The following is a 9,984-nucleotide window of genomic DNA, read 5'->3' on the forward strand; positions in this document are numbered from 1 at the left end:
GCCATCACTGAGGACCGGTGGCCGCTGCTGGCCCAGCTTTCCCGGCCGACGAGGTGTTCGCAATGGCTTTGACCTGCCGCTGAGCGTAGCCGCAACGGCTTCATGTGCCACTCCATCGAGTAAGACAGAAGCCGGTACAGCGCGCGCACGTGGCCGCCCCTTGAATGCGCCATTTGCGCGCCCGCCAAATGGAGTGAACCTGCTGCTGTACTGGGGCATTCCTGGGGGGCCGCGCATTCTACGTGGCGGTGGCGGGCACTGTGGCGGGCATGAACCCACTCAAGACAGCAGCAATCGTCACCGGCGCCGCGTCTGCCTCGCTCATCCTGTTCAGCGCAGCCGCGTTCGGTGTCACCCCGCGACCGGATGGCCCCCTGATCGGCGTCGACCTCTCAGCGAACGCGAGCGTGGGTGGTTCGTCCGCCTCTCCCACCACGCCTTGCACATACCAGGGGTACAAGGCGGGCTACAACCTCATCGCTCTGTACGGCTACACGAACGAGGACCTCCAGCAGGCGATTGTCGCCAACCCCAAGGTGCCGCAAGACCTGAGCACGGCGCAGATGCTCCAGGTCCTGTACCGCTGTACCGACACCGACGGCACCATCGAGGCGGTTGAGTACTGCGAGTTCGGGGCCGAGAACATGGGTGGCGTCACCAGCAACGACCAGTGCGCGATGTGACAGCGGCACCGCTGTAAGCCAACACAAACACTGCTCCGCTCCTCAGACTCTGGGGCGGAGCAGCAGTGTTCCCGGGGCAGTGGGATACCCGATGCCGCCTGTCCTTTGGTAGCACGGTTATTTCTACGCGATCACCGCCGACACCTACACCAGGACCGGCACCGTGACGGCTGTCTCCCTTCAGGCCCCGGCAAGGGGCTCTTGATGAGCTGCGGTCGTGACGTCGGTGGTGACATGCGGCTGTATCAGGCCCAATTGGTGAAACCGAGTTATCTCGGTTGCCACTTCGTTCTGGAGCTCCGTGAACCGCCGCAACTTCATGGCGAGATCCGGATTCGCCGCTGAGCGATAGCCATCGCACCAGTCCCCGCCCTCACGAGCCGGAACACCCGAAAGCTCTCCCCGAATCTCGCTGCCGGGTCACGCCGAACGAAGGGCCCTGTGCGTACGGAGTCGTCCGCCGTGGTGCGCGTACGAGATCAGCGAAGGTTCAAAGATGGGTTCTGACAGCGGCCAGTTGAGTTGAGATTCCCCGACGATGGCCACTTGGTGGGGAGGTAACTGGCCGTGGGTCGTCACTCTGCGTCCTGGTCGATCCGGGTATGGGGCATGATCCAGTTAGTGCGCCAGGTGGTTCCACTGTCGTAGGAGAACGCTTGCTCTCATTGGGCCGTGTCCGGGGTGGGGTGGGTCCAGTCGAACCGGAGCGTCACGGCGCAGCACCGCCAGCCGATGCGGCGCGCGTCTCGACAGGTCGCGTTCATTCATCATGCAGGTCTCCTAGATCCGAGAGACCCACCTGTCAACAACGTCCGTCAGTTCTAGACCTTGCGCGGGCACCGGGTCGACACTCTCGGCTGCACAGCAGGTCAGCGTCCGCCATATAGTGGAATTCCCCCCTATCAACTACTTATTGACCTTTATGGGGGAAGGGTGGGCGTATGAATCCACTTAAGCGCGCCACCGCAAGAACTGCTCTCGGTGCATGTGCCGCCGCCACAGGGATCCTCCTGTTCACGGCATCCGCCGCTCAGGCCGCAGACCCCGACCCTGGACTGCTGGACATCAGCGTCGGGGTCAACGTCGGCGGCGGAAACCCCGGCAAGATCCCCTGCACCTATGAGGAGGTCGTCGGCGGGCAGGTCCTCCTCGACAACGGATACACCACGGCCGAGCTCCGAACCGCATACGACGCCGGTGACCGCCTACCGGTGATCGAGGACTCGCAGCTCACTGAGGTGATCTACCAGTGCGCAGACCCACAAGGCACGATCATTGGGCGCGAGTACTGCACGATTGCTGTTGAAGTGCAGGACGGCACGGCGCCCGATAGGTGCATCATGTGACGCCCTGCGGTGACCTCCGCCGAGACACTCGCCAGCTACGTCTAGTTCCGCTCTCGTAGGCGCTGCTCGCAGTCGGTCGACATCCCTCCCAGACGGCATCGCGCCCCCCGTGACCTTGGCGGTCAGCGCACGCACCGCCCAGACGGCGGAGGCCACCGGATCGTGGACGAGTGTCGGTCCATGGCGAGCGGCCAACGGTCCCATTACGTGAGCGATTTCAAGCATCACAGCCCCATTACGTGAACGCTGACACCTGGGTGCCGTCACCCAAAGTGACCAGCGTGCTAGAGGTCGACGTAGGTGCCGAGGGTCGACTCCAAGAGCTGCTCCCTGAGCAGCTTGCCTTCCACGTCGTCGATGCTGTATCGGAAGGACACCAGGGAATCGGAGCCGTCCCGGTCAGCGACCGTCTGCTCCATCACGCCCGGTCGCTGCGGCCATACCTTCACCGTCCGCTTCATGAGCCGCTGATCCGATCCGGCGTCCTCGTCCCACAGCTCCACGGTGAACACGAACGGCTCATCCTGGGCCTTGTTGCCGCTGAAGGTACCGGTGAGCGACTTGCCTGCGTCAGGTACCAGGTGCCCGGCCTGCGCGCCTTCGTTGATGGAAGCGTTCGACTCACACACCTCCTGGTAGTGGGACGCGTCCCGGTCGAAGAAGACCACCTTGTCCCGGCCATGGGTGACGGTGATGTTGCCGTAGATCTCTGCGCACTGCTGATGCGGATCCACGCGGTGCTCAATGTCGTCGATGCGCACACTCTGGATGGTCAGCTCGTAGTCCCGTCCTGTCGGTGTGCGAGGTGCCTGACACCGGCTCAGGTCTCGGCGGGCAGATAGATCGAGGCCAGTTTGGCCGGGTCGACGACGATGTGGATGCCGGTGATCCGGCCTTCGGTCACGGTGAAGGCGAGGAGGGAGAGAGGGGTTCCGTCGGGGCGCCAGGACATGTGGCCGGGGTTGCCGTTGACCAGCACGGGCTGATGGCGGGCGACCTCGCCGGAGAACATGCGGGCCCCGGAGGCGACCTTGGTGGCGCCGAGGGTGACGACCACGCCGTCGGGAGTGTCGACGGTCAGTTCCACGTTCGGGTCGAGGACACGCAACAGTGCTTCGAAGTCGCCGCTGCGGGCGGCGGCACCGAATGCCTGGACGACTTCTCGGTGCTCGCGGCCGGAGCCCGCCGGTCGGTCCGCGGCATGGACCTTGCGGTGGGCGTGGCTGGCGACCATCTTGGTGGCGGCGGTGGACTTGCCCAGAATCCGGGCGATTTCGTGGAACGGGACTGCGAACATGTCGTGCAGGACGAACGCCAGGCGCTCGCTCGGGGTGAGCGAGTCGAGCACGACGAGCAGGGCGAGGCCGACCGAATCGGCCAGCGCCGCCTGCTCGTCCGGTGCGGGGTCATCGTCGGGTATCACCACGAGGTTCGCGAACTCCTGCTCGTAGGCGATTTCGGGGTGGGCTCGGCGGGATCTCAGGAGGTCCAGGCTGATTCGGCCGACCACCGTGGTCAGCCAGCCCGCCAGGTTGCCGATGGTCGCCGCGTCCTGACGGACGAGGCGCATCCAGGCTTCCTGGACCACGTCCTCGGCGTCGGCGTGCGAGCCCAGCACGCGGTACGCGACGGCGCGCAGCCGATCGCGCTGGGCTTCGAACGCCTCGGTCACGAGGCCGGACGGGTGGGCGGTCACGGCTTCGGCTGCTGACGGAGCGAGACCCGGTTGCCGTCCGGGTCCACCGCCTCGATGCGGACTCCGAACGGATAGTCCACGGGCTCGGACTCTTCGAAGACGACGCCGCGCCGGCGCATGATCTCAAAATCCTTCCGCAGATCGTCGGATTCGAGGATCAGCGGACCGGGCGCGCCCGCTTCCCCCGGCTGTCCCGCAGCCGGGGCGTGGGACCACAGGATGATCTGCACCGGGCTGTCGGGAACCCCGACGGTGAGGAAGCGTCCGTCGGGCCCGGGGAAGTCGAGCTGCTTCTCCAGACCGAGTCCCTCGGTGTAGAACTCCAGCGCGCGGTCCTGATCCGTGACGTAGATCGTCACGTACATGATCCTGTTCAGCATGCTGCTCTCGATTCACTCGTTGATGCGACCGCTCGTATGCGGTCGTCGCTCTCATGACGAGTGCCGACGGGAGAAGGTAACAAGACCGGTCCGCGGGAGCGGAAACGGAACACGCCTCACCGCTGATGCCTGAGAAGCATCGTGCGGGCTTCGTCTCGCTCTGCCGTCCTTTGGGCCGGACAGAGGCCACGTAGCACGGGTAGAGGGCATCAGAAATGCGGACCTACAGGAATTCGCGACGGGCGAGGTGGCATGGACTCTGGCCTGGGGCGGAACTGCCGTGGTGTTCCCCGCTGGGCAGCCCGGCAGCATTGCCGCGACAGGCCATGCTGGCCCCACGTTGACACCAGGCCCGCAGCACCGTCGCCGACCCTCCGATGCGGCGTGACAGGCCGAGCAGAAGGGGCGGCCTGGTCGATGGACTCGGCTGAGACATATCCGGCGTCGACGAAGTGTTCCAGGTCCGTGAACTGCTGTCGGGTCAGGCTCTGATGGATGGCTTCGAGCACATCGATGTCCTGCTCGGGAGCGGGCCTGGTCATCACGGTCACGATGACATTCGGTCCGCTCTCGGTGCAGATCTCGCTCTGGTGATCGCGGCGGATCCAGGTCAGCAGCAGGTCCAGCGCCAGCAGCACGACGATGCCGGCGTCGATACCGATCGGGAAGACCATCGAGAAGTCCCCGAAGCCCTTCTTCTGAGCCAGATCACGCACCGCCGCGTAGGAACCCGCGAAACCGATCCCCGCGACGGTGACCGCTCCCGCGACCACCACCGAGACCAAGATCCGGTGGAGCCGGTTGAGTTGGGGCAGGCGCTGTGTCATAGAGGCCTGTCCTTGGCTCCGGACACCGGCGCTGATCCAGACAGCAGGGTGTGGATCAGCGCCTCGGTTTCGGGTTCGAGGTCGACCTGCAGCACGCGGTTGACGGCCTGGACGCGGGTGATGGCGGTGTGCAGGCCGGAGCGGTTCCCGGCAGCGTGCTCGCAGCGCATCCAGTCCCGATAGAGGATCTCCGCTCCCTCATCGACCTCCAGGCCGATCGTGATGGCCTGCCGTGCAGCGGCCAGGTCCTGGTACGTTCCGGCTGTGGTGCGCCAGGTGGCGACGGTGTGTGCCACATCCGTGATCCTGACGGTCATCTCCTGCTGCAGCGGCTGGGCCCAGGGCAGCGGGCGCGGACCGAACGGGCGGGCCCTCACCAGGCCGAGGGCTTCCTCCAGGTCCGTCAGCCCGTGCGCCCCGGCCGTCAGGCCGTGTTCGGCGAGCTGCTGGAAGCGGTACCAGTCGCATCGCAGCTTGGGGGAGATGCGGTACGGCTCGTCCTTGGCCGTGCGGCGGGGTACGTAGGTGTTGCCGTCCGGGTCGGTGCCCAGACGGCTGCGCAGCTGCTGCATCCGGGAGTTGAGGGTGGAGCGTTCCCACGGAGTGATCGGGTCCATGTCCGCACACACCTGGTCGCCGTCCCGGTCAGGCTTGAGATACAGCAGCGCGGCGAGCTGGCTGATCTTCGCTCCGTGGCCGCTGGATTCCACCCCGGTGACCTCCACCGGACCCAAAACCTTGATCTCCGGCCCGTGCGCCTCGGGAGCGGCTGCTGCGCCGTGCGTGGACTCGGCACTCTCAACGGCAGGCTCCGCGGCCTCGGCTTCCATGTCCGGCGGCTTGCGGAGGTGTTCGGGGCCCTTGGGCGTGTCCGGGGAAGGGGCTGGTGCGGTGTCCCCATCGGGGACGGGGCGTAGTCCAGCGGGATCGGTGGCTGCCGATAGAAGAGCTGGATACACCCCGCTGACGTCGGTGACCCCGGTGCCGGCGTTGCTGTTGACGACTGTCACCTTCACTGCCGGCTTCGCCGCAGCAGGTTCTGTAGCGACGCGGGGGAGTGGCGCCTCGCTGCCGTCGGACTTCACCAGTCCATCCAGTGTGGCGGGTTCGTCGGGGACGTGTTCCCAGGCGCCGTCGGGCGGGGTGGGTGGTTCGTTGGCTGCGGTCAGGGCGGTGACGATCTGCTGGTAGGCGCTCTGCTCCAGGCGCTGCAGCGTGAGGGGCAGGTCCAGGCTGTCCACGTGCTGTGGCCGGTCGGCGGAGGCGTCGAGGATTTCGGCGTCGGGGAAGAGGTGCGTGATCCCCTCGGCGGGTGCGATGACGGCGACGGGCACATGGGTGGCGCTGTCGACGGCTTCGGCGAGGAGCCAGGCGGCGTTCGCCTCCAGGGAGGTGACACACACCAGGTATGGCTGGTGTGCTTCGTCGGGTAACTGGTGCGCGGCCAGGAGCCGTTCCGCGAGGTCTCTCACGGCGTGGTCGGCTTGGCGCATGTGGGTGATGCGCGCGGTGGGCATGAGCCGGGGCAGGTCGGCGCCGAAGCCGACGGTGACGATCTCCGCGTCCGTGGCCCAGGGGCTCATCCCCAGCTCCAGCGCGAGCGACGTACATACCGCTTCCACATCCGTGGCCTCGCCGTTGAGGAGGATCACCTTCACCTGGGGCAGGTTGAGCAGGACCAGGGATCCGTCCTGCATCGCCCCGAGGGTGGCCAGCCCCGGAAACGGGGCCCGAACCTGCTCGGCCTCCTCGCTGCTGGCCAGCTCGGCATCGGGCGCAAGCGACCACCAGCCATCCTTGGGCGGGCCGTCGAACGGGGCCATCGCCTCCAAGCCCGTGTCGACGGGCAGCACCTGGACGCTGCGCGGCGTGATGCGCGCCGCCCGCAGCGCCGGCAGCTCCGCCCCCAGCTCGGCAGCGCGCCGGGCCAACGTCCGCAAGGCCACATCCAAAAGCTGCGCCGCGGCCGGCTCCGCGGCCGCCGCCAGCTGCGCCTCGGCCTGACTGGACTCGCCGGTGATCGCGATGGTTTCGCCGGGCTTGCGGCGCCGGCGCTGCAGCAGCCGGCGCAGTGCGAGTGCTCCGGTGACGGCGGCGGCCAGCAGCGCGAACGCCCCCGCGACCGTGCGCAGCGAGAACGCCGACGACGAGGAGGAGGGCGCGTCCTCGGCGGGCACCGACGCTGCCGGGGTGGGTATCGAGGGATGGTCGGCCGGGCGGGACGCGTTGGGGCTTGCCGCCTCGCTGCCCGACGCAGGCGGCACCGCACCGCCGTGGGACTCTTCATCTTCGGGCTCGTCGGTGTCTGCGGAGGAACTGGAGCTGGGTGCGGGCGACTTCGCCGGATCGCTCTGGGAACCCGAAGCGGTCGGTGCGGGCGTGGGCGGAGCCGGGCGGGCCGAGGAGTTGTCGCCGGGTGAGGACGGCGGTGTGGTTTCCCCGCTGTCGGAGTCTTCCGGCGGCACACCAGGTGGCGGGGGAGCGGGCTGTTCGGGAGCCTCGGGCTGCTGGGGCGGCGGGGTCGTCGGGGGTATGCGTAGCTCTTGTCCGGGGATGATCAGCCGGGGGTTGGTGAAGGTGCGCCCGCCGGGCTGCTGTTGGCCGCGGTTCTCCTCGAAGATCTCCATGTAGCGGCGGCCGTCGCCGAGCTCCTCCTTCGCGATCCTCCACAGGTTGTCCCCCTCCTCCACCATGCGCGATGAGGCGGCGCCGTCTTCGGCGCCGTCCGGTGCGCTGCGGGGCAAGGGGAGCGGCTGTGCTTCGGCCGCGTGCTGCGCCGCGAGGCCCGCATCGTTGGCGTCCAGGTCGTCGGGCAGCAGCAGGGTCCAGCCGGGCTGCAGGGGCGTGTTGGTGTCGAAGCGGGTTCCGTCGGTCATGGTGCGGCCTTCGTTGGCCTGGGCGATTTTCGTGTAGAGCGCGCCGTGACCGTAGAGCTTCTCGGCGATGGACCACAGGCTTTCCGCCGGGCGAGTGTCGAGCACGGTGTATGTGGTCTGCCCGGAGGACTGCTCCTGCTCGGCCGGGGCCGTTTGGGACGGTGCCAGGGTGGAGTCGCCCTCGTGCTGGGGGAGTTGGGGTGCGGTGGCCGTGACGGCTTGGCTGGGGGTGGCTGAGGCGAGGGCGGTTGTGGTGGTGAACAGTAGGAGGATGCTGCCGACCAGGGTGGCGGCGGTGCGTTGGCTGAGGTGTAGTCCGGGCAGTTTCGGGGCGCGTCGGCCGCGTAGTTGAGCGGGGATCTCCAGCAGCACCGAGAGCGTGAATGCCGCCCAGGCGATCCAGCCGATGACGGCCAGTGCGAGTAGGGCGACGTTGGTGGTGTCGGAGCGGGTGAACAAGTGGGACAGCCCGTCGACTCCCGACGGCCACACCGCAAGCGAGGCCTTGAGCAGCAGCCATGGGACTCCGCCCATGGCGGTGATGAGTACCAGGAGTGAGGTGGTGGCACGCGGCACGGCCAGCAGCCGGGGCGGCGCGGAGGCGGGGGAGTGGCGGGGTGAGGGCATCGCTCAGTTGTCCTCAGGTTTCGTGATGCCGTGGAGCAAGGTCGCCGAGCTTTCCCCCTGCACGGTCCAGTGGGTGGGCGTGAACTTGCCCTGGTAGGAGTCGGTGACGGTGACGGTGAGCGATGTGCCGCCGTCACTCAGGCGGGTGGTGCCGGACACCCCGGCCTTAGCGAGATAGACGGCCGCGGCTGCGGCCGCGGCCTGCGGGTCGGCGACAAAGGCCTCCCCGGGCACCGCCTGTCCCGGGTCGACGGCCTGGCCCGCGGCCCGGGCGGCCTCCAACGCCAAAGCGTCGGCGCGCTCCTGGGTACGCAGCAGGGCGAAGGCGTCCACGATCAGCAGCCCGGCGAGCAGCAGCGGCGCGGTCACGATGGCGACGAACACCGAGATGCCGCCGGTGTCATCGAATCTGGAGCGGCGGTAGCGGGCCCGCAGAACGCTGATCATCCGCGCTCCCGGTACGCGTCCACAACGCTCGTAAAGGTAGAAGTCACGGTCTTGGTTCCCGGGCCGCCACCGACCAGAAGAAGATCCCCGATCGGCACCGTGCACGCCACCGTCACGGTCACCTGGGAGACTTGCCCGACCGGCACAGCCAACCCGCCGGTGTCAGCGGTGACGCTGGTGTCCGTGCACTCCTGCTGCTGCGAGGCGAGTGCCCCGGCCGCAGCCTGTTGTGCCGCGCTCTGGCCCTCGCCCGGGGTGCGCGCCAGTGAGGCAGCCCGGGCCGCGGCCTGGGCGGCGGCGTCGGTCTTCTGGTCGGCGAACGACAAGCGAGCCCCGGCGAGGAACAACAGCCCGAAGGCGAGCAGCAGCGGCACCACAATCACCGCCTCGATCGGGGCGCTGCCCCGCTCCCGTGCACCCGCAGCCGGCCAGCGCATGTCACTCGCCCCCCGCCGTGGTCCAGCGCTCGCGTGGACCGGAAACCGTCGCGGACAGCTGCCAGTTCGCCACCCCGGGCACCAACGACATCGCAGAGCCCTCCACGCGGATCACGATGCGCTCACCGGTGCTGCCCGCGGTGGACACGCTGGAGGAGGTGACCAGGTTGCCGCCCAGACGGGTCAGAGTCTCGCTAGTCCTGTCCGCCCCGTCCGCGGGGCTGGCTTGGTAGGCGCGCCCGGCCGCCAGGCCTTCACGGGCCGCGGTGTAGGCGACGTTGCGGCTGTAGGCCCACAGGATCGACTGCACGATCGCGACGAACAGCAGCAGCACGATGGGGAAGATGATCGCCATCTGGATCGGCGACGACCCCCGGTCATCCGCCGCACGCAGCTGCAGACGCTTGAACACCCGTCGCATCTGGCGTATCAGGTGCATCAGTCGGGCCAGATCGAATCCAGCTTGACGTCGGCCTTGTTGTACAGCGCGGCCAGTCCGCCGGCGATGAGCAGCGCACCGGCGACGGTGGCCAGCACGATGATGACCGTCGGGATGCCCTCGCCGCGCTCGCCCCGCTCGGCCATCTCCTCGCGGGCATGGTGCAGTTGGGCCTGCAGCCACAGCACCAGCTGTGTGCTGGTCTTCCACCACACGTCCTTCATGA

General features: G+C 67.9%; 10 protein-coding genes and 1 pseudogene. 2 read left to right on the forward strand and 9 right to left on the reverse strand.

Annotated features, from left to right (window positions below):
- Positions 1-269: 269 nt before the first annotated feature.
- Positions 270-683 (forward strand): hypothetical protein, encoded by a 414-nt coding sequence (locus ACFQVC_RS32665; protein WP_381837408.1) that lies wholly within the window; start codon positions 270-272, stop codon positions 681-683.
- Positions 684-1,624: 941 nt separating this feature from the next.
- The gene (locus ACFQVC_RS32670; RefSeq protein ID WP_381837410.1) at positions 1,625-2,029 is read left to right on the forward strand and encodes a hypothetical protein; all 405 of its coding nucleotides are present in this window, start codon (positions 1,625-1,627) and stop codon (positions 2,027-2,029) included.
- A 284-nt stretch (positions 2,030-2,313) separates the two neighbouring features.
- On the opposite strand, the gene ACFQVC_RS32675 is transcribed toward ACFQVC_RS32670, so the two are convergent.
- The 9 genes and pseudogenes from ACFQVC_RS32675 to ACFQVC_RS32715 all read right to left on the reverse strand — a co-directional run bounded on the left by ACFQVC_RS32675 (position 2,314) and on the right by ACFQVC_RS32715 (position 9,982).
- Positions 2,314-2,790, reverse strand: a complete 477-nt coding sequence (locus ACFQVC_RS32675; protein ID WP_381837412.1) for a hypothetical protein — start codon at positions 2,788-2,790, stop codon at positions 2,314-2,316.
- A gap of 59 nt (positions 2,791-2,849) precedes the next feature.
- Positions 2,850-3,725: a sigma-70 family RNA polymerase sigma factor gene (locus tag ACFQVC_RS32680; protein WP_381837414.1), complete on the reverse strand. Its 876-nt coding sequence runs from the start codon at positions 3,723-3,725 to the stop codon at positions 2,850-2,852.
- Positions 3,722-4,105 carry a VOC family protein gene (locus tag ACFQVC_RS32685; protein WP_381837416.1) on the reverse strand — a complete coding sequence of 128 codons (384 nt, stop codon included), beginning with the start codon at positions 4,103-4,105 and terminating at the stop codon, positions 3,722-3,724. The genes ACFQVC_RS32680 and ACFQVC_RS32685 overlap by 4 nt, the downstream gene beginning before the upstream one ends.
- A gap of 599 nt (positions 4,106-4,704) precedes the next feature.
- Positions 4,705-4,932, reverse strand: a pseudogene (locus ACFQVC_RS32690) (DUF2637 domain-containing protein); the annotation flags it as partial.
- Complete coding sequence (locus ACFQVC_RS32695) at positions 4,929-8,435, reverse strand: hypothetical protein (protein WP_381837418.1); 3,507 nt, start codon at positions 8,433-8,435, stop codon at positions 4,929-4,931. The gene ACFQVC_RS32695 and the pseudogene ACFQVC_RS32690, both read right to left, overlap by 4 nt.
- A gap of 3 nt (positions 8,436-8,438) precedes the next feature.
- Positions 8,439-8,882: a hypothetical protein gene (locus tag ACFQVC_RS32700; RefSeq protein ID WP_381837420.1), complete on the reverse strand. Its 444-nt coding sequence runs from the start codon at positions 8,880-8,882 to the stop codon at positions 8,439-8,441.
- Positions 8,879-9,319 (reverse strand): TadE/TadG family type IV pilus assembly protein, encoded by a 441-nt coding sequence (locus ACFQVC_RS32705; protein WP_381837422.1) that lies wholly within the window; start codon positions 9,317-9,319, stop codon positions 8,879-8,881. Before ACFQVC_RS32705 ends, ACFQVC_RS32700 begins: the two co-directional genes overlap by 4 nt.
- A gap of 1 nt (position 9,320) precedes the next feature.
- The gene (locus ACFQVC_RS32710) at positions 9,321-9,731 is read right to left on the reverse strand and encodes a TadE family protein (protein ID WP_381837424.1); all 411 of its coding nucleotides are present in this window, start codon (positions 9,729-9,731) and stop codon (positions 9,321-9,323) included.
- A 26-nt stretch (positions 9,732-9,757) separates the two neighbouring features.
- Complete coding sequence (locus ACFQVC_RS32715; RefSeq protein WP_381837426.1) at positions 9,758-9,982, reverse strand: hypothetical protein; 225 nt, start codon at positions 9,980-9,982, stop codon at positions 9,758-9,760.
- Between the last annotated feature and the right edge of the window lie 2 nt (positions 9,983-9,984).

The organism is Streptomyces monticola (genome assembly GCF_042665355.1).
Taxonomy (GTDB): Bacteria; Actinomycetota; Actinomycetes; order Streptomycetales; family Streptomycetaceae; genus Streptomyces; species Streptomyces monticola.